The organism is Blastopirellula marina DSM 3645 (genome assembly GCF_000153105.1).
GTDB classification, from domain to species: Bacteria; Planctomycetota; Planctomycetia; order Pirellulales; family Pirellulaceae; genus Blastopirellula; species Blastopirellula marina.
This window is the reverse complement of the sequence record NZ_CH672377.1, coordinates 1,067,403-1,093,520: the sequence shown is the minus strand read 5'-3', so window position 1 is coordinate 1,093,520 and position 26,118 is coordinate 1,067,403. Positions and strand designations below refer to the sequence as shown.

Genomic DNA, 26,118 nt, shown 5'->3' with positions numbered 1-26,118 from the left:
CCAAGGTTCGCCGCATGACCCAATCTGACTGTTCCACGCCACAATACACGCGAATTGTCCTGAAACTCTCAGGCGAAAGCTTTTCCCACGCCGGCGAACGAGGGATCAGTATGGACGAAGTCGTTCATATCTCGAAGCAAATCCATCTAGCGTCGAAACTGGGATGCCAGATCGCGGTAGTGATCGGCGGGGGGAATATCCTCCGCGGCGCCCAGTTCAAAAACGAAAGCGCCATGATCCAAGAAGCGACGGCCCACTATATGGGGATGCTCGCGACGGTGATCAACGGTCTGGCGCTGCAAGACGCTCTTGAGTCGCTTGGCTGCGAAACGCGGCTGACCACGGCGATCCGGATGGACGGAGTCGCGGAGCCCTACATTCGTCGCCGAGCCAAGCGTCATCTCGAAAAAGGTCGCATCGTCATCTTGGCCGCCGGAACCGGCAGTCCCTTTGTGACGACCGACACCGCAGCCGCTCAGCGAGCGCTGGAGTTGGAAGCGGACATCTTGATGAAAGCGACTCGAGTCGACGGCGTCTATAGCGACGATCCGGAGAAAAATCCGCACGCGATTTTCTATCGCAATCTCGATTTCGCCACGGTTCAGGCCCAAAATCTGCGAGTCATGGATTCGACCGCGATTACGCATTGCCGAGAACATGGCATGCCGATCTTAGTGTTTAACTACCGAACCGATGGCAACATCCAGCGTGCTGTTTGCGGCGACCATGTTGGAACATTGATCTCGCCAGAGCTAGAGCCGGTCAACTAAGGACCAAACTAGCTTCGTCGCCGCGTCTAACATTTTGCGGCAGCTCCGCTAACGGCCTAGTTTGTTGGAATGAAGGTCGAAATTGTCTCTTCGCGGGTGCGAAGAGCAAGCCGCGAAAATGCGCGCGGCGACGCCGGACCAGCCCAAAGTAGCGATCCGCATCTCCCTCTCTGCATCCTGCAGCGACGAAGTGAAAGCGAGAACGGGCCGCATATTTTCTTCGGGGCTAAAGTAAGGTAGCCTTATGAAGATTAGTTGCGGCGCGTCGCGCTGCGCTAGTCTGCTGGCAACAACAAATTCAATCGTGGGACTGAGCCATGAGCGCTGACAACATTACGACCGAAGCGGAAGATCGCATGGAGAAGGCGATCGAGCATCTCAAGCACAATCTCTCTGGCATTCGGACGGGCCGCGCCAATCCTGGCCTGGTCGATTCGCTGCGCGTCGAAGTCTATGGTTCGCTGCAACCGATCAAGCAAATCGCTTCGGTCAGCGTGCCGGAACCGACTCAATTGCTGATTCGCCCTTACGACACCGGTGCGATCAAAGACATCGAAAAAGCGATTGTCGCCAGCGACTTGGGCATGGCGCCCCAAAGTGACGGCCGCGTAATTCGCTTGAACGTCCCTGCGTTGTCGACCGAAGTTCGCAAAAAGCTGGTTTCACGCATCAAGGAACTATCGGAAGAAGCGAAGGTCTCGATCCGCAACGTTCGTCGCGACTCGAATAAGTCGGCTGAAACCGCCGAAAAGAACAAAGAGATCGGCGAAGATATTCGGGACGATATCAAGAACGAAGTGCAGGAGCTCACAAAAAAGTTTGAGGAAAAAGTGGCCGAATTGGCCAAGACTCGGGAAACCGAAGTGATGGAAGGCTAGCTTCCCACTTAAAATAGAAAGATTCTCCCAGGTCGTGTCGCACAAGCGTACGCGACCTTTTTTGTAGGCTGCTTGTGAAAGTTGTAAGGGACGTGATGCTTCGAATTGGTCGACACGCTTTATTGGTTGTTCTGGCCGCGGTGATCGCCGGCGGCTTTGGTTTTCAGGCCGAACTATCGGCGGGAGACGCCAGGGTGAATCGCATCCTCGACACCACAGAACCGCTGGTGATTGGCCACCGCGGCGCGTGCGCTTTTGCTCCAGAGAACACGATTCCCTCGTTTCAACTCGCGATCGAGCAGAAGGCCGACCTGGTCGAACTCGACTATTACCTGAGCGCCGACAAAACGCCGTTTTGCATTCACGATAAAACGTACGACCGTACGACCAACGCCAATCAACAGTGGAACGCCAAGAAGACGAAGATCGCCGCCAAGAATTGGGCCGACATCGCTTCGCTGGACGCCGGATCATGGTTTGACGCCAAGTTCGCCGGCGTCCATTTGCCAAAGCTGGATCAAGCGATCGAAGCGATCCAAGCAGGAAGCGTGACGCTGATCGAACACAAAGAGGGAGATGCGGAGTCGCTGATCCAATTGCTTAAAGCACGCGACTGGACGGACAAGCTTGTCGTGCAGTCATTTGACTGGGAGTTTGTCGCTCGTTGTCATGAATTAGAGCCCTCCCTAGCGATCGCCGCGCTCGGATCCGATGCGCTGACCGCCAAACGGATCGCGCCGATCGTCGACAAAGTGGACGTGATCGCGTGGAACGCCAAGTTCGTCGACCGCGCGGCGGCGGAGATGGTTCACAAGCATGGGAAGAAGCTGTTCGTGTACACCGTCAATAACACGCAGCAAGCGAAAGAGTTGGTTGCAATCGGGGTCGACGGAATCATTACCGACCGACCCGGTGAGATCGGAGCTGCAATTCGCAAGTAAGCTGCTGCTAGCACTTTAGAAGAGATAGACAGGACGACGTGAGCATTCATGTCGTCCTTTTTTGTTGGGCGATTGGATCGATCTTGACCCCAGCCAAAATGAGGTTTATATTCCCGCGCCCTAACTTATTAGGGATCGACCTGCACGGATGCAAACTTTAGAAAAAATCGATCGATTTTTGGCAGTAGCAAGGAGGCGAGTGTGACTGAGTATCGAAACGCCCATCGAACAACCTGGGCCATTATTGCGGGCGGCTTCGTTTTGGTCGCCGTTGGCGTCATCGCCATTCGCAACCTGGGCGGGGAAAACGACGCTTTGGCCCAACAGCCGCAAGTTGGCGCCAAGGGAGTTGCGCCGCAAGGCAACTCAGCGCCTCAAATCAAAACGGTCGCCGTGGTGAATCGCGAACCGATTACTCGCGATGAACTGGGACGCGAAGCGGCTCGCCGCTTTGGCGATGAAGTGCTGGAAAGCGTCATCAACAAACATTTGATCGCCGAAGAATGTCACAAACGCGGCATTCAAATCACACAAACCGAAATCGACGCCGAAATCGAAGCCTCGGCCAAGAAGTTTGGCCTCTCGGTCGATCGCTGGTTGGGTCTGCTGAAAGATGAGCGAAACGTTTCGCCGGCTCAGTACCGCAGCGACATCGTCTGGCCGACGATGGCATTACGACGGCTGGCTGCGGATCGTCTGGAAGTGACCCAGGAAGAGTTCAGCAAAGCCTGGCAAACCGAATTTGGCCCCAAGGTGAAGTGTCGCATGATTTCGGTCAGCGATCGCGCTTTGGCCGAAGAGTTACGGGCCAAAGCGGCCGCCGACCCCGATGTTTTCGCCGACATGGCGAAGGACTTCTCCGAAGATCCAAACAGCGCCGCTGCTCGCGGCCTGATCCCGCCGATCCGCATGAACATGGGGACGCCGGAAGTCGAAAGCCTGGTCTTCGCCTTGAAGGATGGCGAAGTTTCGCAGGTCCTCTTCATTGCCGGTCAGTACCTGATTTTCAAGTGCGAGTCGCATTTGCCGCCGACCGAAGTTGACCCCATGAAGCAGCCGGAAATCCAGAATCGGATGGTCGAAGCGATCCGTGAGCAAAAGCTCCGTTCTTCGGCGGGCGATGTCTACGAAGAGCTGCAAGAAAAGGCGCAAGTCGAAAAAATCTGGAGCGATCCAGCCAAGCGTCAGCAGAATCCAGGCGTTGTCGCAACGCTGAACGGACAGCAGATCATGCTGGACGAACTACAAGAGGAGTGCATCACGCGTCACGGCATCGACGTTCTCGAAGGGGAAATCAACCGCCGTTTGCTGCAGCAAGCGCTCAAATCAAAGAATCTGGAAGTGACTGAACAGGACCTGAATGACGAAATCAGCCGCGCGGCTGATTCGTATGGGTTTTTGAAAGAAGATGGTTCGCCGGACTACGAAGCCTGGCTGGAAGAAGTAACCCAAGAACAGAGCGTCACGGTCGAAGTCTATGTTCGCGACGCGGTTTGGCCGACGGTCGCGCTGAAAAAGCTGGTATCCGACAAAGTGATTGTTTCGGAGGAAGACATTCAGAAGGGCTTTGAAGCCAACTACGGCGAACGAGTCCAGGTTTTAGCGATCGTCCTCGACAATCAACGTCGTGCTCAGGAAGTTTGGGACATGGCCCGCAAAAATCCGAGTGAGCAGTTCTTTGGGGAATTGGCTCGTCAGTACTCAATCGAGCCGGTCTCGAAGAACAATGACGGCCAGGTTCCGCCGATTCGCCGTAACGGCGGTCAGCCCAAACTCGAAGAAGAAGCGTTTCGCCTGCAACCGGGCGAATTGTCGAGCATCGTCAACATTGGTCGTCAGTCGCTGATCCTGAAAGCGATGGGGCGGACCAAGCCGACGATCACCGATGTCAACGATGTGCGTGACGAACTGGTCAAAGACATTCACGAAAAGAAGATTCGCCTAGAAATGGCGAAACAGTTTGACGCGTTAAAAGAAGAAGCCCAGATCGACAATTTTCTGGCCAACACCACCCAGATGGGTAAAAAGTTGGAAGCTGCCGCCCGACAGCAACCGACTCGATAAAACCGCGACTTCTCCAGAAGTTCTGCAAAAACTTGGGAGCCCCGACCGCCGGTTGGGGCTTCTTTTTTGCTAGCCCTGTGCGAACCTATGGTTTACGCAGGCGATCCACCGCTCTAGTCGTCCTTTCCTGCGCGGTTGCCGATTCTTAGAATTACGTTTCTGCGTTCGATTTCCATTTACGCAATTTGCCGCTATAGCGGCGTTTTTCAGGTTGAAGCTCATGAGCTCCGAATCCGGCCACCCCATCGGCGGCGAGACCCCTTTCAAGATCGAATATGCGCAGCGCGTTTACCGCTTGCCCCCCTATATGTTCGGTCGGATCAACGCCTTGTTATACGAGAAGCGGGTCGCCGGACATGACGTGATCGATCTGGGGATGGGCAATCCGTCCGATCCTCCGCAAGAATTCGTCATGGAAAAGATGTGCGAAGCGGTGAAAGACGAGCGCAACCATGGCTATAGCAAGTCAAACGGCATCCGCAACTTACGTCGTGAAGTCGCCGGCAAATACCTGAAAAAGTATGGGGTCCGACTCGATCCGGAAAGCGAAGTTATCGCTTGTCTCGGTTCGAAAGAGGGGTTCTCGCACATGTGTCTGGCGATGATGGGCCCTGGCGACACCGCAATCGTGCCGGCGCCTTATTTTCCGGTCCATACCTACGCCGTGGCGCTGGCGTCCGGCAACGTGATTGCGTTGGAAGTGGGAGATAGCGAGAAGTTTCTCGAAAATATCGCCTACACCTGCGAGCATCTTTATCCGAAGCCAAAGCTGCTGATCATTTGCTACCCGCACAATCCGTCGACGGTAACGGTCGAGCCAGAGTTCTTTGTCGAGATCGTGAAACTGGCGAAGCGATATGGCTTTATGGTGATCAGCGACTTCGCCTACGCCGATATTGCATTCGACGGCTACAAGCCCCCCAGCTTCCTGTCGGCCCCCGGCGCGTCTTCGGTTGGCGTTGAGTTTACGACCATGAGCAAAGGCTACAACATGGCTGGCTGGCGCGTCGGCTTTTGTGCCGGCAACGCCGAAATGATCAAAGGCCTCGCCACGATCAAGGGTTATTACGATTACGGCATGTTCCAGGCCATCCAGATCGCTGCGATCATCGCGCTGCGAGAAGGGGACGCCGCCGTCGAAGAACAGAGCCGCATTTATGAGAGCCGCCGTGACGTGCTGGTCGATGGTCTGACGCGACTCGGCTGGGGCGTCACGCCGCCCAAAGCCGGCATGTTCGTCTGGGCCAAGGTGCCTGACGTCTGGATGCAGCGGATGAACACGATGGATTTCGCCATGATGTTGCTCGAGAAGGGTGATGTCGCCGTCAGCCCCGGCAGCGGGTTTGGCCCTTGCGGCGAAGGCTATGTCCGCATGGCGATGGTCGAAAACGAAGAACGCTTGCGTCAGGCGGTCCGGCAGATCGGTCGCTGCTTGAAGCACGAAGAAAAAGAGCTGGTTACCGCGGAGACGACTCTCGAGAGCTAAAAAAAGCCGCAGACCGCAATTCCCGTAAAATGACGCCTTGGATCGGCTCCGATTCAGGGCGTTTTTCTTTTTTTGGGCCCGATTCTTCCGGTTCGCAAGAGAAGACCAAGCTTGGTCCTAGCCGGAGCTAGCGGAGATTCCTATAATGACCCAAATTTGCGCCCGCGGCGCATAAAAAAAGGAGGACTCTCGCTCGCCGAAACAAGAGTCCTCCCAAATTGGCTGTCCGGACCGAAGCCCGGAGACCCACAGCCGTACTGATGGATATCGGGCTTCGGCATGTCAATACTTTAAGCGACGCTTAACACGGACGATCGTTCGGAACAGATCGACCTTACCGGCTAAGAAAAAAAGTTCGCTTTCGATTCACCCGCAGAGATCTGACGACAAACGCAATGACGCAGCCAATCGCGAAACTAGCGCTGGAAGACGGAACCGTTTTTACCGGACGTTCGTTGGGGGCTGAAGGAGAAGTCGACGGCGAAGTCTGCTTCAATACGTCGATGACCGGTTACCAAGAGATCCTGACAGATCCCAGCTATCGTGGTCAGATCTTGACGATGACATACACGCAGATCGGCAATTACGGCGTGAACACCGAAGACATGGAGAGCGCCAAGACGCACATGTCGGGCTTTATCGTTCGCGAGTGCAGCCGTCGTGTGAGCAATTTTCGCTCAACTCAGTCGCTCGACGAATTTCTGAAACAAAACGGCGTTGTCGGACTATCGGGAATCGATACCCGAGCGCTAGTGCGTCGCCTGCGCAGTAGCGGCTCGATGAAGGGGGTTCTCTCGAACATTGACCTGGATGACGCGTCGCTGGTCGAAAAAGCTCGCAACAGCGCCGGCCTGGTGGGGCGTGACTTGGTCAAAGAGGTGATGCCGACCGCAGGGCAGAGCTGGACCGAAAAGCTGAGTCCCTGGGTGAAGATGGGAGACAAGATCCGGGCTGACAAATCGCGCACCGAGCTTGATCTGCACGTGGTGGCTCTCGACTTCGGCATGAAGTGGAACATTCCGCGGCATCTGCAAGACATGGGCTGCAAAGTGACGGTCATGCCGGGCTCGGCGACCGCAGAAGAAGTGCTATCGCAGAATCCCGACGCGGTGTTTCTATCGAATGGTCCAGGTGATCCCGAACCGCTGCTCGGCCCGATCGAAACGATCCGCGGCCTGTTGGGCCAAAAGCCGATCTTTGGCATTTGTCTCGGGCATCAACTGCTATCGCTGGCCTGCGGCGCCAAAACGTTCAAGCTGAAATTTGGTCATCGCGGCGCCAACCAACCGGTGTTAGACGTGACGACCGGCAAGGTCGAGATCACCTCGCAGAACCACGGATTCGCGGTGGACGAAGCGTCGCTGCCTGATTGCCTAGAAGTGACCCACCGTAATCTGAACGACAACACCGTCGCCGGTGTGCGGCATAAGACGCTGCAAGCGTTCAGCGTGCAGTACCATCCCGAAGCATCAGCCGGTCCGCATGACAGCGAGTACCTGTTCGAGCGCTTCCGAGAGATGGTTGACGGGCAAAAAGTCTAGCGCTGCGAGTCGATGCATAACTGGTCGTATGTCGCAGCTCAATTTTTAAGTGGCATGCTCTTACTGCGTCTTCACAGCAAGTGCATGCCATCCAAACTGACGCTAATCGACCGGCGACATCGCTTCGATTAGCGTTCGGATTGGCTAGTTCTGACCGCCTGCGGTCGCGTAGTCGGCCGATTCGGCTTCTGCACCAGTGGGGCCAGCCAACGGCGGGAGCGCTTCTTCCAACATCCCTTTCGCTTTGGGCCACATTAGCGCCGCTTCCAGCATCATCCAGGCCTGCAGGATCAATGTGCCGACGCTAAAGCCAAACAGCAGGTACTTCTGATTCCAATAGAAGCCGGTATCGCCGTGGAAGAAATTGCCGAGCCAGGTGAGCTGTGGGTAATTCTCGATAAACCAGGCGGTGTCGCCGTTGAACATGTTCCAAAACGTCGCGATCGCCGGCAGGACCAGCATCATGATCATCGGTACGATCGCAAACCAGACCGGAATCTTGCGGCGCCAGAGATAAAAGATGGTGACCATCAGGGCCATCCCGGCCAGCAATTGATTAACGGCGCCAAACAGGGGCCACAGCAACATGCCGCCGGCGCCGGGCGAATTGCCGGCGAAAATCGCAACCATACCGCCCAGACCAACCGCGACGCCGGTCGAGACATATTTGTTGGTCAGCGGCTTGGTAATCTCGGCAGACGCGAATAACTCTTGCAGCACGTAGCGCTGTAGCCGTGTCGCCGTATCAAGCGTCGTTGCGGCGAAGTTGGCGACCAGCACCGCCATGATGCCTAAGCCCAAGCGAAGCGGAATACCGATCGCTGTCAAAAAGTTGGCGCCGCCGTCGACGAAGGCGCCAACCATGTTGCCGAGATTGTTGAATTTTTTCCAGCCAGCGCTCGCATCATAGCGCGCTTCCCACGAGGCGCGACCAACCATCGCCGTTCCATCGGCCGCGGCGACCGCATGATACGATCCGTCATCGGCTCGCTCGTAGCGGCCCATGCCGACGCCGGCACAGCAGGCCAAGATGACCACCACCGCCAACGCGCCCTCCAGCAGCATCGCGCCGTAGCCGACGTACTGGGCGTCTCGCTCATTATCGACCTGTTTGCTGGATGTGCCGCTACTCACCAGACAGTGAAAGCCGCTGCAAGCGCCGCAGGCGATCGTAATGAACAGGAACGGAAAGATCGGCGGCGCGTCGAGCGGAATGTTGGTCGCGATCGCCGGAGCGCTGGCGAACAGATCGGCCGCGCCGGTCAGCGATGCGACGACAAGTCCCAGCCCCAGCAGGACCAGGGCAAGCACCAACTCGTGACTGTTGATGTAATCGCGCGGTTGCAGGAGCGTCCAGACCGGCAGCACCGACGCGACGAAGCAATAGATCAGCAGGATCACCGTCCAGATCACGACTGCGTTGCCGTAGAACTGCCACCAGGTCGCATCGGCCGGCATGTCAGCCGGCGTCAGCAGATTCACTCCTAAGATCTCTGTCAGGTCGATCGGCAGCCAATAGACGCCGATGGCGATGGCTGCATACATGATCAACAGCGCGCCAATCGAGGGCCAAAGGATGTTCCCTCCTTTGCGGCAGATGTAGTACCCGATCGCGATCGCTACGGGAACTTCGACCCAGACCGACAGAACCGACTGCGGGTACTTCGCGAAAATCAACGCGATCACTAGCCCGAAAATCGCCAGCACTACGGTCAACGCCAACGCAAGCACCATCAGAAAAAGAATCTTGGCCCGCGGGTTGATCAGGCGACCGGCGACTTCGCCGATGGTCTGGCCCCGATTGCGAAGCGAGACGACTAGCGCCCCAAAGTCATGGACGGCGCCGATAAAAATGGATCCAAAAATCACCCAGAGCAAAGCCGGCAGCCAGCCCCAAAAAACGGCGATCGCAGGCCCCACGATTGGGCCTGTGCCGGCGATGCTGGTGAAGTGGTGTCCAAAGACCACTTCGCGATTGGTCGGTACAAAGTCGACGTCGTCCCGCATCTCATGACTGGGGGTAACCGCCTCTTCGTCGAGGCGAAAGATCTTCCGGCCCAGCCAACGACCATAGGTGTTGTAGGCGAGGATAAATCCAAAGAAGGAGAGCGCAGCGACAATCAACGTCGACATCGAGACTATCTGGGGGGCAAGAGTAGGGGGGGACGCAAGATGATATTTTTAAATTTTAACGGCAGATCGTACTGGAATACAGTGCGAAGGAGCAAGAATGCTCAAACCCTTTGCCGTTCTTTTCTAGCGCGAAGGTGAGAAAGTTCGCCGAAGTCGGCCGCAGCCCTGAAGAGAATAGGAAAATCGCTTCAGGAGGGCGGACTGGCGATCGACGAATTCCCCCCTTGTCGTCCCGCCCGACCTTTTTTCTGCGGAGGGTCGAATGGGGGCCCAATCGGCTAGAGAGGCTGCTGATCCCGATCAGGTAAATTCGATGTCCCCCTGCCGCGGCAGGGGGAGAACTTGTCAGCCTCCGAGGCTTTGCAAGTCAGTACCTGGCATCGCCATGACATGCAATTGGAAGCTTGGCGCCCCTCGGTCGTTTTGCAGTTCTCTAAAAGGTTGCAATTCCCTTTATCGCAGTCGGCTGGATTATCGCATTTGCTTTGTTCCCGCGTTTGGGCGTCATATCGATCCTTGCAGCCGTTGCAGTGCTTCAAGTGGGCGTCCATCATCCGAATCTGGCTGGTGCTGAGCGTATGCGAGCGATAGGCGGGCATTTGTTTGCGACACTCGCTGCAAGTGATGCCTGCATAGACCGGCAGCGGGTTGGCGGGACCTAACCACAGAACGATGCCGATCACCAAAAAGACGGAGCACAAACTGCCAACGGTTTGCAGAGCCAAGCGCCGCCGACGAAGCAAAACGAGATTATTCGCGACCTCGGCAATTTCGCCGGTTCGGCAGGGACGCCAAGATTCAGAGTCGTGCTCGTTCATGCGGTTAGAAATCGGCCCCAGGTAGTTTGCAACAGAAGGCTACCCAATCGTACGCAATAGGAGGAGAGGAATTGGTACGAAGTACTACGAATAGGGATGATTTCGCGGGAAATCGCTAAGTACTAAAGCCGAGACGCAGCGACGCTTCTTGACGGGTTGTTTCGACCGGTTCAGGAATCTTCGGCTCTGGCGCCTGAACGCTTTGCGCCAGTCGTTGCATCGAGCGGAGGATAATGCGACGACGACCGACCTTGACCAGGCCATCATTCTGCAGCTCGCCCAGCACGACCGTGACCGTTTCGCGGGTGCTGCCAACGATGTTCGCCAGATCTTGATGCGACAGCCGGATTCCGAGCTCGACGCCATCTTCGGTGCGTTTGCCATAGCTCTCGGCAAGTTCTAAAAGCAAATGCGCCAAGCGGTCGCGGTTTGACAGAAAGAGTAAGTTCTTCACGCGTCGTTCAATGCGACGACGACGAAGTCCGATCAGTTTGGTCACGCCGATCGAAAGGCCAGGACGCGACTCCATGAGCTCGTGCATCGCTTCTTTGGGAATCGAAACGATCATCGCCGCATCGACCGCTTCGGCGTACTCGTCACGAGCTTCGCCGTCGAGAATCGAAAGTTCGCCAAACAGTTCGCCTGGTTCAATAAAGGCCAGGATCGACTGTTTCCCCTCAGGGGTTAAATGGCAGATTTTTACTCGGCCAGACGCAAGCAAGAGAACCGTATCCGCTCGTTCAGCGGGTAGGTAAATCGGCGATCGCTTGGCGAAGCGGCGGACGCGCGAGCATGCGTCGAGTCGTTCGATTTCTGCGGCGGATAACTGCTCGAAGATACGGCAGTTCTTCAAGTGCCAAATTTTCTCGGTCATCGAGACCCCCAAAATAGCTCGACGGACAGACCGCCCCAGAAGAAGGGGCGGCGCCATCGAAGACCGGGTGGATGCCACCTTGGATTCCGAAGAGACGCTCGAGGTTACGCCGATTCGCGAAACATTGGCAAAAAAAAAGACGCCGAAATCGGCGTCTCGAAGAAAGCTACCCCCCGAGGATTCGAACCTCGAATGACAGTGCCAAAAACTGTAGTGTTACCATTACACTAGGGGGTAAAAATGTGAAGGGGCTATCTTAACCAACAAGCCTGCCAGTCGACAAGTGGCCCACTCACTCAACCAATGGTCCCTCGTTGGACTGGAGGTCCTCCGGCGGGCGAAGGTTCGTCATCGCAAAGGACAATTGTTCCATCTCAATCGCCAAATCGACGCTCGACACCGCGACATCCGCCGGCAAGTGGAGCGTGATTGGGGCAAAATTCAAAATACCGCAAATTCCGGCTGCGACAATTCGTTCCGCGACTTCCTGGGCGGCGGCGGCCGGTGCGGCGATGATCGCCAGGCGAACGTCATATTCAAGAACGATTTCGGGCAATTGCGAGATTGGGCGGATTTCAATGCCGTCGAGCGTCTTGCCGTGCTTCGCCGGATCGGAGTCGACGGCTGCGACGATATCAAAGCCTTGATGTCCGAACCCGCGGTGCCCCAATAAAGCGCGCCCGAGGTTGCCGACGCCGGCCAGAACGACTGGCCACGTGTGATCGGTGCCGATGATTTGTTTGACGGCCGAGACTAACTCGCTGCAGCGATAGCCGACGCCGGGGTAGCCAAAGTGACCGAAATGCGCGAGATCCTTCCGTACTTGGGCATCGGTGAACCCGAGAAGTTGCCCAAGTTGCGTACTGCTGGTCGTCACCACTCCGTCGCGCTGTAGCCGCTGCAATTCTCGCAAATACAGGCTCAAACGGCTGACGACAGCCTTCGGTACGGCATCAGCCGTTTGTTTGTTTTTGTCTTTCGACTTGCTCATCACATCGGCGGGGACGTGTAGTTTTCATCAATTCCTATCTTTACTCTATCGCTTGGGGTTCATTCTAGGCAACCCAAGAGAGCGCAGGGCGAATCTTAGCGAATGAAGGGCCAGTTGGCGACGACGGCCAATATCGCTCGCAGAACAAAAAAAGCCGCTTGGCCAAGGAAGGCCAAGCGGCTTTTTTTAAACGACATTCTGTACTACCGGGCCGGGCAAGCGTTTACTCGTCAAGCATGTCTTCATGATTGATGTAGATGTTGCCGTTGGTGGTGTTGTAGAGCCAGCCATCGGTTTCGGTGACGTCGGTATCGGTCGGAACAGCGGTGATCGCTTTAATGGTCGCCGAATTGGTGAACGAGTTAACCGGAAGTTTCGACAGGTACGGTCCCAGGGTCGGAGAACCGGTGGTCGTGCCGTCGACATTGGTCTTCGTGATTATTTCGTCAAGCGTGGCGCTCGGCAGTGTTCCTTCGTGCTGAGCGCGATAGAGCTGGATCTGGGAGCGGAGCGTGTGAAGATTGAACTTCACGCTGCTGGATTTGGCGTCTTCGGTGGAATCGGTGAATTGCGGAATCACCGTCGCGGCTAAGACAGCCAGGATCACGACCACGATCAAAACTTCAATCAGCGTGAAACCAAGGTTTTTCTGGTTGGACATGGGGAATCGTCTCCTGCGATTTACTTGCCGCCCGGCAAAAGTAAGTACGGTTTTCTACTTGCGACGCGAAATTGCGATCCGCTTCAAGTACTTACGTTACGGCGAACCCACGTCAAGGAAATTGAGCGTGTTTGATGTGGTGTTGTCGAGGATTTTCCCAAGATGGGGAGGAATATGCGCCTCATGTACGACTTATTTCGATCGCAACGGATGATCGCACAATGCTAGCGTTGTAATTTCCCCATGATTCCCCATCTGTTTGTTGTCGACATTTTATCTAGTCGAACTATCTCAAGCTGCCGTCCCAGATTGACGATAAGTTAGGACATCCAGGTAATGCTTGGGATAGCTGGGAAGACTATATGCGAATGCTGAGTCCCCAGGTCTATCACAAGCATCATCTGGAGCGGTCGGAGGATTCTGCACGGATTTTTCGGATTTGAGGGCTAAAGGACACGGCGAACGCTTCGCCAAACCAGGCCAGGCCCTTTGTCACAACACACAGCGATTCTGTCAGCTAAGGAGAATTGGAAATGAGAGCGTTTCTTTGGGCGCCGGTGCTTGCGGTTTTGCTGACCGTAGGTTCGGTAACAACTGCTGAAGCCGGCTATTGCGGCCTGTTCAGCTTCCGTAACTGTTGTTGCTGCGAGCCCGTTAGCTACGAGTGCTGCAAGCAACAGTGCTACACGGTCAACAAGACCTGCAAAGAGGTCCAGTACGAGAAGCAGGAAATTACCTGCTACAAGACGGTGTACGACAAGGTGATGGAAGACAAGACAATCGATTGCGTGCGTTACGAAAAGGAAACGCTCTACAAAGATTGCACCTACACCGTTTGCAAACCTGTCTACGAATCCAAAGTCCGCACTTGCACCTATACGGTCTGCAAGCCGGTCTGGGAAACGAAGACCAAAGAGATCAACTACACGGTCTGCAAGCCGGTTTGGGAAACCAAATCGAAAGAGATTTGCTACACGGTCTGCAAGCCGGTTTGGGAAACGAAGTCGAAAGACATCTCCTACACCGTCTGCAAGCCGGTTTGGGAAACCAAGACCAAAGACATCTCCTACACGGTCTGCAAGCCGGTTTGGGAAACCAAAACCAAGGACATTTGCTACACGACTTGCAAGCCGGTCTGGGAAACCAAGACCAAAGAGGTTAACTACACTGTTTGCAAGCCGGTCTACGAAACGAAGACCCGCGAAGTTTGCCACACGGTCTGCAAGCCGGTTCACTACACCAAGACCATCCAGATCAATTGCGGTCACTACGAAACCGAAGTTACCGAAATTCCTGGTCCGGTCGTGAAGAAGTGCGTCCAAGAGCCGGGTTGCTGGACTTGGGATCCTTGCTGCTGCAAATGCGTCTACTGCCCGGGCGAGACGAAAGTCGTCGAAGTCCAGTGCCCGCCGCGCAAATGCTGCAAGAAGGTTTGGGTTCCGGAAGTTAAAGAAAAGACGATCAACTGCGTTAAATACGAACGCGAAGTGATCAAGAAAGAGTGCCCGTACACCGTCTGCAAGATGGTTCCGGAAACTCGCACCAAGACCTGCACGTACAAAGTGTGCCACATGGTCAAGGAAAACCACGTCAAGACCTGCACTTACAAGGTCTGCAAGATGGTGCCGGAAACGATCACCAAAACTTGCACCTACAAAGTGTGCAAAATGGTTCCCGAAACTCATGTGAAGACCTGCACTTACAAGGTCTGCCACATGGTCAAGGAACAACGCACCAAGACCTGCACTTACAAGGTCTGCCACATGGTTCCGGAAACCCACACCAAAGTGTGCACCTACAAGGTTTGCCACATGGAACGTGAAGTGAAGACGAAGGAAATTCCTTACACCGTCTGCAAAATGGTTCCCGAAACCTGCGTCAAGCAAGTGCCCTACACGGTCTGCAAGCCGGTCCACTACACCAAGACCATCCAGGTTTGCAAATGCGTGCCCCGTAAAGAAGCCTACACCGTGACGCGTTGCGTCCCGAAAGTGGTCTGCAAGACCGTCCCCGTGACGGTTTGCTGCCCGGCTCCTTGCGGTTGCAAAAGCGACTGTGGTTGCGGCGCCTAGTAACTAGGCCAAGATCGTCCAGCTTCCTCGAAGCCTGATGGCAGGATCGAGGTCCCTGGCCTGGTGGTAAGCGAGCGGTCCGAGTTTCGACTCGGGCCGCTTTTTTTTATGCGCGTGTTGATTGCGGACGCTCAGCCGCATCACCATCCGCCGCATGAGGCGACAATCTCGCCGGCGGCCGCCGTGGGCGACTCGGCGACTCACCCAATGCGACCGCCAAATGCCCCCGCAATGCAGGAGTCGCCCACGCACGCACAGTTGACTTGGCGCTCGCAGACTCAGTAAGTCTGCCTAACAACCGGGCGATAGGTGATGCAAACGTCACCACTGCGCCTCCTCCTCTGGGAGGGGTGCGCAAATTCGATTCCCTTTCTCGCCGGACAATTCAACAAAGATAAACGCCCGACATTCTTTGCCGCACAAATCGTAAATGCTTGTCTACAAAGAGCATCCGATGCTCCGTCGGCGTTGTCTTGCTCGCTGCAATGGGAACGGAAACGGGCGCGTTAGGAATCATTGTTGCTATTCTTCAACGATTCCATACCAAGCAAGCAGGGGTTATTGGTTGAGAAAAATCCCGGTGTTTTCATATTTAGTCAAATAAGGGAATCGCATGGCCAGAAATTCATTTTCATCTCCACTTTCTCGACGAGGCTTCTCACTCGTTGAGCTTTTGGTTGTCATTGCGATCATCGGCGTTCTGATCGGGCTACTTTTGCCGGCGGTCCAACAAGCGCGTGAAGCCGCACGGCGGATGCATTGCTCGAATAACTTGAAACAGATTTCGCTGGGCTTCCATAACTATCATGACGTATTTCAGCGATTGCCTCAGTTGGCCAACGGCGTCGCCGCCGCACCCTTAGTCGCAGTATTGCCGTACATCGAGCAATCGAACGTCTACGATTTGTACGATCAGAATCTGTATGCCAATTCGACCGAAATCAAGACGGCGATGACCGGCAACATGCCCGAGGCCTACGTTTGCCCCTCGACGCCTGAAGGAGGAGAAACAATCGCTTCTGGTTTCGCCGTCGGGCTGCAAGCATCGGACTACAACCAAGCAAATATGATCGGCGACTTCAGCAGCATTTTGGGCGAAATGCTAGGCGAAGGAATCTTCGGAGGAGCCACAGGCGGAAGCTTTCGCGATGTGACGGATGGTCTTTCCAACTCGATCTTATTGCACGAGCAAGCTGGCGGCGCTCATTGGTGGGTAAATCAATATCAAATGAGCGATGCCCTTGGTATCGGGGGAGATGCTTGGATCGACGGAAATGGGGTCAACTTGGGCGCCTTGTTTTCTTACACGCCGAATAGCACCAATCCGACTGGCGTTTTTCCTGATTTCGATTTTGGAGTTGGAAAAGTCATTAACAACACCAACAACAAGGGACCCTATTCGTTTCACGCCTCCGGCGTACAAGTTTCGATGGGGGACGGATCAGTTCGTTTTCTTTCCGAGGGGACGAACCTTGCGTCGCTTGGCTATCTGTTTTGCCGCAACGATGACCAAGTGATTGCGGGAGAATAGGCCGATGTCTCGAAACTCAATGACGGCTCTACTCCTCTTGGCGTTCGGATTCTGGGCCGGGTGCAATTCTCGGCAGGACTGGGAATCACAGACTTATCCCACATCGGGAACGGTCTCCATCAACGGAGAAGCCCCAAAGGATCTGTTTGTGATTTTCCTTCCGACCGAAGGAGATGTCGATTCGCGCGGCAGTATGCCTTGGGGGGTCGTACAGGAGGACGGTTCCTACCAGATGCGAACTTACGATATATGCGACGGCGCTCCGGCTGGTGAGTATGCGGTCCTATTGAGGTGGCCGTTTGATCGTGCGGCGCCAGGTGATCGACTTCGCTCGGCTTTCAGCACGGTGGACAAGTCACCTTTGACTTACACCGTTCAGGCAGGAAAAAACCAGCTTCCCCCGATTGAGCTAACCGGCGTCAAGGTGACGCCGTTGAAAAAAAGCAAGCCATTTGCGATGGGAAGCGAGTAGTTTTCGGTTTTTTGAGACGCCCTTCTTTTCGGATAGTTAGATGACTCGAAGCATTTCGCATACGATCGGCCTCCTGATGCTTGCCGGTTTTAGCTTGCTTGGCCACTCTCTTGCACACGCGGAAGAATCCGAGCGATTGGGAGCACTTATCAAGCAGCTTGGTGCGAAAAGTTTTGCGAAACGAGAAGCGGCGGTCGAAGCGATCGCTGCTTTCGGCATTGATGCCGTTCCGCCGTTGGGCGAAACGCTTGAATCTCCTGACGCTATGGTTCGCGTCTACGCGCGCTACTTGATTACGACAATTTTAGACAAGGACCGCCAACAACGGATCAGGACGTTTCAGCATGGGAATGGGGAGCTTCCCCGCTGGGATACGTTTTGCGAGATCGTGGGCGATGGAAAAAATGAACGAGAGTACTTCCTAGGCGTCTCAAATCGTGAATGGGAGCTGCTGACCTGGGTCGACTGGCAACCCGAGGGACGTGAACTGGACAAGTTGGAATATGCAAATTGGCAGTTTCTGCGTGAACGAAAACATTTTCAGGCGCCCTCGAAGTTCGACCGATCGCTCTTGTTGCTGCTGATGTGCGAATCGACCAACGAAGAAATTCAGCGTTATTTCGACGCTGGGGGAGGAGAAATCAGAGTCCTTTGGAACATGGAGGACTATGGCAAGTTTGACCAGTACGTATTGTCACGACTTAGAAATCAATGGCTCTTGCGCTGCTCTCAGTGCGAGACGCTCGATAGTGAGGTGCGGGTGGGGCTGTTGGTTCGTGCGATGCAATCGAATTTGAAGGGAGGGGCGCCGCTTGCGAAAAGAATGCTGAGCGAGCTTGGTCAACTTGAGCTGGATATGTACGGAGAGAAATCGATCAATTGGCCAATCATGACCCTCGCGAAATGCGGTTCTAAGAGCGATAGCGCCGCGCTAGATCCTTTCCTCGACGATGACCGGCTTATTACTACGTCAGACGGACCTGTGACGGCTGCTCCCTCCCAAGATGATGGCTCCCAGTCGCCGCAAACATGTCAGGTCCGGGATATGGCTTTGGCCGCCGCCATCGTGGTTCATGGTCTCGATCCACGCGACTTTGGATTCGTGAAAATCCAAGATGCCGGCACGCTGCCCTTTTTGCCCTCCTCCGTCGGCTTCGATACAGACGAAGATCGCGCAGCGGCGTTCCAAAAGTGGAGCGACTTGCAACGCGATTCCGCCGAGCGCTAAATGCGAAAAATTCGGCAAAATACCGCTGGATCTGCGTTGGCGTCACTGCTCTGATGATAGTTCTTCGCATCCATTTGAAATAATTCTGACACCCGATTCGTATGCCTCCAAAGAGTCTTGATCTATTTCTCCGCACGAAAGCTGGCTTGTCGACCACGATTAACAAGTGGGAACGCTTGGCAGTCGCCTCGGAGAAATTACGTGATCAGGTTATCTGCGGCGAGTACTTCATCAGTGAGGCGGCGAAGTGGGAGTTGACGGAAACGCTTATTTCCGAGCCATGCACCGACTCGGTTGGACAAGATGATTTCTACTTCGTATCGCTGCTCATCAACGCCGGTTCGACGCGAACTCTGGAGCATGATCTTGGCGAAGGAAGGTTCAGGCGACCTCCGCGGCCAGGCAGCATGATCTTCGGATATGAACCTCGAGCACTACTCAGCCAGGGGGGCGGGCCATTGCACTCGATCGGCATCTACATTCCGGCCCAATTGCTCCAAAGCAGGTTTGCCGAACTGTGGGGAAAAGAAATGCCGAGTCCCGACAAATTGCTTTCGTCTCATTTTCTGGACAGTGGACTGGAGGTCTTGATCAAACGCCTAAATTTCGAATGTCGCCAATCGCGATCCCCAGAAAAGTCGTTGACGATCGAGCCCTTTTTTGATGCTATCCTCGATCGCTTGTTTCTGATCGCTGGACGGAAACTGCCAGAGATAAAACCGAACGATCGACTGCGCCCGGATGCCGTTACCCGAGCCATCGAATTTATCGATGCACATTTCCATCAAGAGCTTCGCTTGGATGAGATCGCCCAGGTCGCCGGGGTCAGCCGTTGCCACTTCTCTCGGCTCTTTCGGCAGACCATGGGACAATCGCTGAAGCAATATCTGGTCGAGATTCGTTTGAACAAGGCCCAGGAAATTCTCGAATTCGGAGCCAGCGATCTTACCGTTGGGCAGATCGCTCAACGCTGCGGATTTTGCGATCGTCAGCATTTGATTCGAGAGTTTCGACGCAAATATGGAGTGACGCCGGATCTGTTTCGCCGATTTCTGTAGTTGTTCCCCAACCTGCCCAACGGAAGCGGATCTTGCTAGATTTTTCAGGGGCGAAGCCTTGATGGGGCGATGTTTTTGGACGTCTACTGAAACGCGTTGGTCGAGCACTGAGTAGGCATTTATAGATTCGTTTCCCGGGCTTGGATTCGCGGGCCGGCGGGGGTATCTAACAAGAGAGATAGATCAGAATCAAGGATTCACGGAGGGTATGGTCCAATGGACGTGGTCGCAAACAAGCTGAACGTGGAATCGCAAGCGATAGCGGAAGAGGACCTCGTCCGCGAGAAACGACGAAAGCCGATCTTGCGCCCCTTTCTCAAAACAGTCGCTCCGTGGTTGGGGGGCCTGTTTTTGTTGGCGGCGGCGATCACGATCGTTGATTGGGCGCTTGGCTGGCACTTGCAGGTGGTTGCACGCGCCCCAACCGTATTCGCGGCGGTCTATGTGACCAATCTCATTCGCTATTTGGTCGCCGCCGGGGGAGCTTTCCTGCTGTTCTATGTCCTGCTGCGTCGAACCGGTTGGCTGACGCCGATTCAAAAGAAGTTGGCCGAGACGCCCGATATGCGTCGGGAGATCTTTTACAGCATCGCGTCTCTGGCGATTTTCGCCGGCGTGGGCGTCCTCGTCTATCTGGGCAAAGTCGCGGGGATATTGCAGTTCTACTACGGCGGAAATCCGCTCGGGCAGTTCTATTTTTGGTTCTCGGTCGTCGCGATGATCCTGTTCCATGACGCTTGGTTCTATTGGACGCATCGCTTGCTGCACACCAAAGTTCTTTACTCGAAGGTGCACCGCATTCATCACTTGAGCCACAACCCAACTCCTTGGGCGGCGTTTGCGTTCCATCCCGTAGAAGCGTTTGTTCAGGCGATCGTGCTACCTATCGCCGCAATTTTCCTGCCGATGCATCCACTGACGGTGGTCTTTTGGATGCTGTACATGACGGGGATGAATGTATTTGGGCACTTGGGCTTTGAGCTATTCCCCTCTTGGTTTCTGCGAAGTCGATTCTCGAACTGGCATAACACCGGCGTTCATCACAACATGCACCACCGCTGCGTGAGCTCGAACTATGGCCTCTATTTCAATCTGTGGGATCAATGGTTGGGGACGAATCACCCTGACTATCAAGCGGAGTTCGAACGCGTGACAGCCGGATGCGCAGAAAGCGCAATAGAGGAAGCCGATTAGTTGGTTTGTGGCGCGTTTTTTTGGGGCATGACGCTGGATTTCACGAAATATCGCAGTCCCCCTATATGTATGGAATCTCGCCAAACTTATATTGAGGCCGCGGTAGGATGAATCCCCATCCTGCGTCCAAGTCGCTTAAAAATTTGCAAGCGCTTTGGTCGCTAAACGAGCCAGACGCGGGTCAGTCGACTTCGTCGCTTGCTCTAGAGCCGCTTTTGCAGATGCGGTTCGCACGCCAATCTGATCGATCGCCCAGACTGCTTTTTGTTGGACTGCGATCGCTGGATCGCTAGTAATCGCAGCGAGTAGTTCAGACGCTTGTTCTTCTGCGGACTCGCCGAGTCGGCCCAATAGCGTGGCCGCCCAAAAGCGAACGTCTGCGGCGGATGAAGCCATTAACTGCGCGAGGGCGGGGGCGTCCTCGGGCGAAGGAGTTTCCAACGTTTCCAGTGCGCCGACGGCCGCTTCTCGAACGGACTCATCGGGATCGGCCGTCAAACGACACAGCGGGACGGCCGCGCTACGTGACTCGGGACCGATTTGAGCCATTTTTTCACAAGCAGCCAGGCGAAGCGAAACATCGCCGCTGTTGAGGTGATCCATGAGCTGTGATAGATCGGTTGCCATCGACGTTTCCTTAGTTCGATTCCGATTGAGTAAGTTGGACTAGTCCATTTTCAAGAGGAGTTTGCGCTGTGACGACGGACGCCGCCAATCAATATAGCCAAGTGGCGAAAATTAACGAGTTGATCTCACGAATGGATCGCTCGCCTAACGATGCCAGCGATGGGATCAGTGCGGTCCTGGAAGCGATCGTCGCTAGTCCCGGTGAGGCGCTTTACGTCTCGGAAGTCGATTCTCGTTGGACGTCGATTTGTCTCTTCGGCGCGATATCGTCGTTGCTGCCTGCCGCGGTGGATGATTTCTTGGAGCATGATCTTTCGTTGCTCGAATTGATCCATCCCGAAGATGCGGCGCGGGCAATGTCTGCGGTCGGTGAAGCGGTCAGCAAGAGACAACCTTTTGACTTGCTTTTTCGCGTTCGTCGCAGCGACGGCGGTTGGCGCTTGCTGCGCGATCGAGGTCAGGCGATCCTCGACCGACAAGAACAGCCCCGATGTTTGGTGCATCGACTTTCGCCCGCGTCCTTGTCTGGGACCGCGTCTGGCGGGGAAGAAGCGAAGACGCTGCGGACGATCGTACGGCAATTGGAAACCGAGCAACGACTGACGGCATTTGAAATTCATGATGGTTTCGTGCAATTGGCGACCGGAGCGCTGATGCACATCGAGGCGTCCGCTTTGGAGAATGACGAGTTGCAGCAGGCCAAAAGCTTGCTGCGCGAATCGATCGACGAAGCACGACGACTGATCAGCGGATTGCAGCCAGCTGGATTAGAAGAAGCCGGCGTACCGGCGGCGATCGATGAGTTTCTGGCCAGCGCCCACGCTTATCCTCAGATTCCGGTTTCGCTCCATCTCGACGCATGTTTTCCGCGTCTTCCTTCTACCGAAGAGACGACGTTGTTTCGCATTTTGCAAGAAGCGATTAACAACGCAAGTAAACATAGCAAGTCGGAACGGATTCGAGTTCGCCTGCGTTATGTCGATGGATTGATTGACGCCGAAGTCCGTGACTGGGGAATTGGCTTTGATCCCGCGGCAAACGGTAACGCCGGTTTTGGACTAGTCAGCATGCGAGAGCGGGCGAAACTGCTGGGGGGCCGAGTGCAATTGACCAGCGTCCCCGGCGAAGGGACCATCATACGGTTCCGGTTTGAATCGAGGCGGTAAGTCGGCTACCGCGCGTCGCGATAGATTTGCTCGATGACTTCGTTGACGCGCAGACCATCTTCGCCGCTGACCTGCGGATGGCGACCCTCCTGGATCGCCGCGGCAAAGTCTGCGATCAACGGCACATTGAAGTTGGCGTGCGGCGGATGATGTTCGACCTGATCGCCGTCGCTAGTGCGAATCACCAACCGGCCAGAGTTGAGCGGCGTCGCGTCGACAATTCCTTGCGTGCCGAAAACCGTCAACGAATCGGGATCTTGCATGGCGTCAAACAGACAGATGACGCTGGCCTGCGTTCCATCCTCGAATCGGAGCGCGAAGTTCGCCACATTTTCGACCGCGTCAGGCGATTTGCGAGAACAGATTCCTCGGATATCGATGACATCTCCAAAGAGCCGCAGCAGCACGTCGATCCGATGACTGCCGACATCCATCAGAGGGCCTCCGCCTCCTTCTTTCGATTTCACGCGCCACGGCAGGGCGCCATCATCCTCGAGGACGATCGGCGCCGAACAGGCGATTTGCACCGCCAGCATTTCCCCCAGTTGTCCGGACTGGATCAATTCGCCCAGGCGCTCCAGCGCTGGGTAGAACGGGCGATAATAAGCGACCCCCAATGTGCGATCGACTTCTTTCGCCGCGTTGATCATCAACTCGCACTCGGCCGGGTTCAGCGCCATCGGTTTTTCGACCAGCACATGTTTGCCGGCGGCAAGCGCCGCCAAGGTTTGCGGCAAGTGGAGATGGACCGGAGTCGCGATGTAGACCGCGTCGATCTCTTCGTCGGCGAGCAATTGATCGGCGGACGGATAGCCGCGTGGGACCGAGAAATCCTCGCAAAACGTTTTCAGCGATTCTGCGTCACGGCGACAAGCGGCCAACAATTCGCAGCCGTCGACCGCTTGAATCGCGGCCGCGACTCGTTTGCGGACAACATCGCCGCACCCCAATATTCCCCAACGCACAGTCACAAGCGTCCCTTTCGCTGAAAACGAAAACACCTTTGCACGAGTCTGTCGCGCCCCGTCGACAGAAGCAACCAGGGAGGCGCCAAACGGAACGATCGGCAAAGTCGGTAAGACTGGCGCCGATTGCAGAAAGATTTCTGGAATCGTAGGGAAGAAAATTTGCGTCCCTCTTAACGGTGAGGTAGCGTTGCTCGGTTATTCTTTCGGAGTAGGAAGCATGCTGCAGATCATGAGGATCAACGCCGCGACGAGCATCGCCTTGATTGCCGTCGTGCTCTGCGCCATGCAAGCCGGCTGTCTTTCTCACAGTCGCGGCCGCTGGAATCCGCCGGTCATGGCCGATCCGGATCCCGCTTCGGCTCCCCGATCCTCTTGTTTTAGCGTCGTGCCGTGCGCGGCGACCTTAGAATTGATCGAGCCGGGCAATGCGATGCGCATTCCCGATGTCGAGCCTGCCGACCTCCCTCCTCGTTTGCCCAGCGAGGGCGGATTTTGGCGTAATCCGAACCTTAACACCGGTCCGCAGCGTCTGCCGCCGATCGATCAAGCGGCGCCGACTCCGCTTCCCAGCAATCCCCAGTGGGGCGAACCGGTGATGCCGCAGCCGTTGCCGGAAGACGTGATCCAGCCGGCGCCGATTGCTGAATACGAAATCGAAATGAAAACCCCGCCGCGCGATGATCGGTTGCTGTTGGCGGAAAGCTATTACGCGATGGCGGTCGAAGCCGATCGAAAGATCGATGAACATGCGATGAGCTTGTATCTCGATGCGATTCTAGGAGCGTGGGACTATTTGCAAACGGCGCCGGCGGAAAACGATATCTCGAAGAAGACGGGACGCGCTTGGGAAATCTATCATTCGAGCCTGGCGCGGCTGATTCATATCGCGGCGGTGACTGGGCGAATTGAAAAGAACATTCGGATCAAAGTACCGGAAGACTACGGTTTTCGGGTCCTCGAGATCGAATATGCCGGTTTCGCTTGGCGAGCTGATGAGTTTGACGAGTGGAATGTGGTAGGCGACTACCATTCGAAATATCTGCTGCATCACTACAAACGCCCTGGATTGGGTGTGCCGCTGGTGATTGTTCGCCATCGCCGGCCTGACGATCAATTCTTGCCGGCGAATACGCCGTTTAACGCGACGGCGGTGCTTCGTCCGTTGGATGACGAATGCCAAGTAGAGATGGATGCGCCGACGCCTGATTGCGAGACGCATGTCGAACGTTTGGTCGGCTCGCTGCAGCTATTTAATCCGGATGAATATGACGACGTCGAGTTTCGCGAGTGCCAAACGGTGCTCGCCGCCGATTGGACGGCGCTGTTCGCCTATCTTCTAAGTCATCCGCAACCTGAGATGCAGCGCTCGTCTCACCATGGGAGGTCGGATCCGCCGCCTGCGGGATTGTTCATGCTCGAGCCGCATCAGCCAGGGCGTATTCCGGTCGTGTTTGTGCATGGTTTGCTTTCGGCGCCGTATACCTGGGCGGCGATGGCCAACGAGTTATATGCTTATCCCGAACTGCACAAGAGATACGAGATTTGGGCGTTCCAATATCCGACCGATGAGCCGTTCTTAGAGTCGGCCGCCGTACTGCGGCGTCAGTTGGACTGCGCCGTGCAATGTAGCGATTCGGCCGGAACCGATCCGGCGCTCGATAACATGGTGGTGGTGGGACACAGCATGGGAGGGCTGATCGCCAAGCTCTTGGCGGCCAACAGCGGAAATACGATCTGGCGACATGCCGCTTTCGTTCCGATCGAAGAGGTCATCGCACCGAAAAAAGAGCGACTCCGACTACAACAAAGTTTTTTCTTTTCGGCGAGTCCGTTCGTCAAAGAAGTCGTCTATATCGCGACGCCGCACCAAGGCTCTTCTTGGGCGCGGCGCTGTTTGGGGCAAGCGACCTCTCTGGTGATTGAAGGGGTCGAGCATCGTGAAGAAGAGCATAAGAAGCTGGTGAACGCGAATCCGGGCGCATTTCGCGAAGAGCTGCGCCGCCGCCCGCCGACCAGCATCGACTTGTTGGAGCCTGACAGTTTGATCTTGAAGGGAATCTACGACTTGGATGTCGCGCCGCAAGTGAAGGAGCATTCCATCATCGGGCGCGGTTGGTGGTCCATTCATGATGGCGCGTCGGATGGTGTGGTGCCGGTAAGCAGTGCGCGTTTGCCCGGCGTCGATACCGAAGTGATGGTTTCCGCAACGCATACGCATCTCAATAAGCATCCCGGAACCATTTGCGAAGTGTTGCGCATTTTGCAACAACACGCCGATCAGCTTCCTTGGGTTCAGCCGCATCTGGTTGGACAATCGGCGACAAACTAGCCTGTTCGCAAGAATATTTCGCATCCAAAGCGACGAGGACCTGCTGTAAGCGTTGCTTCTTCAGATCTTAGGGAATGATCTGGCCCGTTGAACGCGAACTCAAAGTAAGAGTCGCCGGGGATCGGAAAAGCACGATAGCGCACTTTCGTGCCGACGGCGCACGTTGTTAGCTTGCGACAATTTTGCGGCCGATTCAGACGTCGGCTCGAAAATGTTCGCAGTCCAACCGGTCGAAATTGCGCGCCGATGCTTCCCCCGCGCTTGCGCGTTAGGTTATTATAGAAGAATTGTGGCCCCCACCCCAATGGGAGAGGGT

At 55.4% G+C, this 26,118-nt stretch carries 21 protein-coding genes; 14 read left to right on the top strand and 7 right to left on the bottom strand.

Features of this window, described 5'->3' with window-relative positions; genetic code table 11:
* Positions 1-14: 14 nt before the first annotated feature.
* The 6 genes from pyrH (at position 15) to carA (ending at position 7,680) form a co-directional block, all read left to right on the top strand.
* Complete coding sequence (gene pyrH / locus DSM3645_RS23480) at positions 15-770, top strand: UMP kinase (RefSeq protein WP_040352963.1); 756 nt, start codon at positions 15-17, stop codon at positions 768-770.
* Positions 771-1,087: 317 nt separating this feature from the next.
* Positions 1,088-1,648, top strand: a complete 561-nt coding sequence (gene frr / locus DSM3645_RS23475) for a ribosome recycling factor (protein ID WP_002655113.1) — start codon at positions 1,088-1,090, stop codon at positions 1,646-1,648.
* A gap of 95 nt (positions 1,649-1,743) precedes the next feature.
* A complete protein-coding gene (locus DSM3645_RS23470) occupies positions 1,744-2,589 on the top strand; it encodes a glycerophosphodiester phosphodiesterase (protein WP_002655112.1) in 846 nt (281 codons plus the stop codon).
* A 201-nt stretch (positions 2,590-2,790) separates the two neighbouring features.
* Positions 2,791-4,653 (top strand): peptidylprolyl isomerase, encoded by a 1,863-nt coding sequence (locus DSM3645_RS23465; protein ID WP_002655111.1) that lies wholly within the window; start codon positions 2,791-2,793, stop codon positions 4,651-4,653.
* A gap of 220 nt (positions 4,654-4,873) precedes the next feature.
* A complete protein-coding gene (locus tag DSM3645_RS23460; RefSeq protein ID WP_002655110.1) occupies positions 4,874-6,139 on the top strand; it encodes an aminotransferase class I/II-fold pyridoxal phosphate-dependent enzyme in 1,266 nt (421 codons plus the stop codon).
* A gap of 395 nt (positions 6,140-6,534) precedes the next feature.
* Positions 6,535-7,680 (top strand): glutamine-hydrolyzing carbamoyl-phosphate synthase small subunit, encoded by a 1,146-nt coding sequence (gene carA, locus DSM3645_RS23455; RefSeq protein ID WP_002655109.1) that lies wholly within the window; start codon positions 6,535-6,537, stop codon positions 7,678-7,680.
* Between the two features lie 144 nt (positions 7,681-7,824).
* Here carA and DSM3645_RS23450 read toward each other — a convergent pair whose 3' ends face one another.
* The 5 genes from DSM3645_RS23450 to DSM3645_RS23430 all read right to left on the bottom strand — a co-directional run bounded on the left by DSM3645_RS23450 (position 7,825) and on the right by DSM3645_RS23430 (position 13,157).
* The gene (locus tag DSM3645_RS23450; protein WP_002655108.1) at positions 7,825-9,813 is read right to left on the bottom strand and encodes a carbon starvation CstA family protein; all 1,989 of its coding nucleotides are present in this window, start codon (positions 9,811-9,813) and stop codon (positions 7,825-7,827) included.
* 278 nt (positions 9,814-10,091) lie between these two features.
* The gene (locus DSM3645_RS23445; RefSeq protein ID WP_002655107.1) at positions 10,092-10,631 is read right to left on the bottom strand and encodes a zf-HC2 domain-containing protein; all 540 of its coding nucleotides are present in this window, start codon (positions 10,629-10,631) and stop codon (positions 10,092-10,094) included.
* A 115-nt stretch (positions 10,632-10,746) separates the two neighbouring features.
* Positions 10,747-11,505 carry a Crp/Fnr family transcriptional regulator gene (locus DSM3645_RS23440; RefSeq protein WP_002655106.1) on the bottom strand — a complete coding sequence of 253 codons (759 nt, stop codon included), beginning with the start codon at positions 11,503-11,505 and terminating at the stop codon, positions 10,747-10,749.
* Between the two features lie 292 nt (positions 11,506-11,797).
* Positions 11,798-12,496 carry a redox-sensing transcriptional repressor Rex gene (locus DSM3645_RS23435; protein ID WP_002655105.1) on the bottom strand — a complete coding sequence of 233 codons (699 nt, stop codon included), beginning with the start codon at positions 12,494-12,496 and terminating at the stop codon, positions 11,798-11,800.
* Between the two features lie 223 nt (positions 12,497-12,719).
* Positions 12,720-13,157: a prepilin-type N-terminal cleavage/methylation domain-containing protein gene (locus DSM3645_RS23430; RefSeq protein ID WP_002655103.1), complete on the bottom strand. Its 438-nt coding sequence runs from the start codon at positions 13,155-13,157 to the stop codon at positions 12,720-12,722.
* Positions 13,158-13,690: 533 nt separating this feature from the next.
* Between DSM3645_RS23430 and DSM3645_RS23425 the strand changes: the two genes are divergently transcribed.
* The 6 genes from DSM3645_RS23425 to DSM3645_RS23400 all read left to right on the top strand — a co-directional run bounded on the left by DSM3645_RS23425 (position 13,691) and on the right by DSM3645_RS23400 (position 20,712).
* Entirely contained in the window at positions 13,691-15,229 is a 1,539-nt protein-coding gene (locus DSM3645_RS23425) for a hypothetical protein (protein ID WP_002655102.1), read from the top strand.
* Positions 15,230-15,842: 613 nt separating this feature from the next.
* Positions 15,843-16,760: a DUF1559 family PulG-like putative transporter gene (locus DSM3645_RS23420; RefSeq protein ID WP_081444988.1), complete on the top strand. Its 918-nt coding sequence runs from the start codon at positions 15,843-15,845 to the stop codon at positions 16,758-16,760.
* A 148-nt stretch (positions 16,761-16,908) separates the two neighbouring features.
* On the top strand, positions 16,909-17,232 hold the full coding sequence (locus tag DSM3645_RS23415; protein ID WP_131282810.1) for a hypothetical protein: 324 nt from the start codon (positions 16,909-16,911) through the stop codon (positions 17,230-17,232).
* 40 nt (positions 17,233-17,272) lie between these two features.
* Positions 17,273-18,460, top strand: coding sequence for a HEAT repeat domain-containing protein (locus tag DSM3645_RS23410; protein WP_002655098.1), 1,188 nt, complete (start codon positions 17,273-17,275; stop codon positions 18,458-18,460).
* 146 nt (positions 18,461-18,606) lie between these two features.
* Complete coding sequence (locus DSM3645_RS28890; RefSeq protein WP_050769493.1) at positions 18,607-19,518, top strand: AraC family transcriptional regulator; 912 nt, start codon at positions 18,607-18,609, stop codon at positions 19,516-19,518.
* Between the two features lie 216 nt (positions 19,519-19,734).
* The gene (locus DSM3645_RS23400; protein WP_002655096.1) at positions 19,735-20,712 is read left to right on the top strand and encodes a sterol desaturase family protein; all 978 of its coding nucleotides are present in this window, start codon (positions 19,735-19,737) and stop codon (positions 20,710-20,712) included.
* 135 nt (positions 20,713-20,847) lie between these two features.
* On the opposite strand, the gene DSM3645_RS23395 is transcribed toward DSM3645_RS23400, so the two are convergent.
* Positions 20,848-21,339, bottom strand: coding sequence for a HEAT repeat domain-containing protein (locus DSM3645_RS23395; protein ID WP_040352962.1), 492 nt, complete (start codon positions 21,337-21,339; stop codon positions 20,848-20,850).
* A 68-nt stretch (positions 21,340-21,407) separates the two neighbouring features.
* Between DSM3645_RS23395 and DSM3645_RS23390 the strand changes: the two genes are divergently transcribed.
* Positions 21,408-22,505, top strand: coding sequence for a sensor histidine kinase (locus tag DSM3645_RS23390; RefSeq protein WP_002655094.1), 1,098 nt, complete (start codon positions 21,408-21,410; stop codon positions 22,503-22,505).
* A 5-nt stretch (positions 22,506-22,510) separates the two neighbouring features.
* Here DSM3645_RS23390 and DSM3645_RS23385 read toward each other — a convergent pair whose 3' ends face one another.
* Complete coding sequence (locus DSM3645_RS23385; RefSeq protein WP_040353278.1) at positions 22,511-23,476, bottom strand: Gfo/Idh/MocA family protein; 966 nt, start codon at positions 23,474-23,476, stop codon at positions 22,511-22,513.
* A gap of 214 nt (positions 23,477-23,690) precedes the next feature.
* On the opposite strand from DSM3645_RS23385, the gene DSM3645_RS23380 reads away from it, so the two are divergent.
* Positions 23,691-25,802 (top strand): esterase/lipase family protein, encoded by a 2,112-nt coding sequence (locus tag DSM3645_RS23380; protein ID WP_002655092.1) that lies wholly within the window; start codon positions 23,691-23,693, stop codon positions 25,800-25,802.
* The last annotated feature ends 316 nt before the right edge of the window (positions 25,803-26,118 follow it).

What these genes read in the sequence shown, in the direction of transcription:
- pyrH (WP_040352963.1), top strand. Translation starts at nt 15, where the DNA reads ATGACCCAATCTGACTGTTCCACGCCACAATACACGCGAATTGTCCTG.
- frr (WP_002655113.1), top strand. Translation starts at nt 1,088, where the DNA reads ATGAGCGCTGACAACATTACGACCGAAGCGGAAGATCGCATGGAGAAG.
- DSM3645_RS23470 (WP_002655112.1), top strand. Translation starts at nt 1,744, where the DNA reads ATGCTTCGAATTGGTCGACACGCTTTATTGGTTGTTCTGGCCGCGGTG.
- DSM3645_RS23460 (WP_002655110.1), top strand. Translation starts at nt 4,874, where the DNA reads ATGAGCTCCGAATCCGGCCACCCCATCGGCGGCGAGACCCCTTTCAAG.
- carA (WP_002655109.1), top strand. Translation starts at nt 6,535, where the DNA reads ATGACGCAGCCAATCGCGAAACTAGCGCTGGAAGACGGAACCGTTTTT.
- DSM3645_RS23450 (WP_002655108.1), bottom strand. Translation starts at nt 9,813, where the DNA reads ATGTCGACGTTGATTGTCGCTGCGCTCTCCTTCTTTGGATTTATCCTC.
- DSM3645_RS23445 (WP_002655107.1), bottom strand. Translation starts at nt 10,631, where the DNA reads ATGAACGAGCACGACTCTGAATCTTGGCGTCCCTGCCGAACCGGCGAA.
- DSM3645_RS23440 (WP_002655106.1), bottom strand. Translation starts at nt 11,505, where the DNA reads ATGACCGAGAAAATTTGGCACTTGAAGAACTGCCGTATCTTCGAGCAG.
- DSM3645_RS23435 (WP_002655105.1), bottom strand. Translation starts at nt 12,496, where the DNA reads ATGAGCAAGTCGAAAGACAAAAACAAACAAACGGCTGATGCCGTACCG.
- DSM3645_RS23430 (WP_002655103.1), bottom strand. Translation starts at nt 13,157, where the DNA reads ATGTCCAACCAGAAAAACCTTGGTTTCACGCTGATTGAAGTTTTGATC.
- DSM3645_RS23425 (WP_002655102.1), top strand. Translation starts at nt 13,691, where the DNA reads ATGAGAGCGTTTCTTTGGGCGCCGGTGCTTGCGGTTTTGCTGACCGTA.
- DSM3645_RS23420 (WP_081444988.1), top strand. Translation starts at nt 15,843, where the DNA reads ATGGCCAGAAATTCATTTTCATCTCCACTTTCTCGACGAGGCTTCTCA.
- DSM3645_RS23410 (WP_002655098.1), top strand. Translation starts at nt 17,273, where the DNA reads ATGACTCGAAGCATTTCGCATACGATCGGCCTCCTGATGCTTGCCGGT.
- DSM3645_RS23400 (WP_002655096.1), top strand. Translation starts at nt 19,735, where the DNA reads ATGGACGTGGTCGCAAACAAGCTGAACGTGGAATCGCAAGCGATAGCG.
- DSM3645_RS23395 (WP_040352962.1), bottom strand. Translation starts at nt 21,339, where the DNA reads ATGGCAACCGATCTATCACAGCTCATGGATCACCTCAACAGCGGCGAT.
- DSM3645_RS23380 (WP_002655092.1), top strand. Translation starts at nt 23,691, where the DNA reads ATGCTGCAGATCATGAGGATCAACGCCGCGACGAGCATCGCCTTGATT.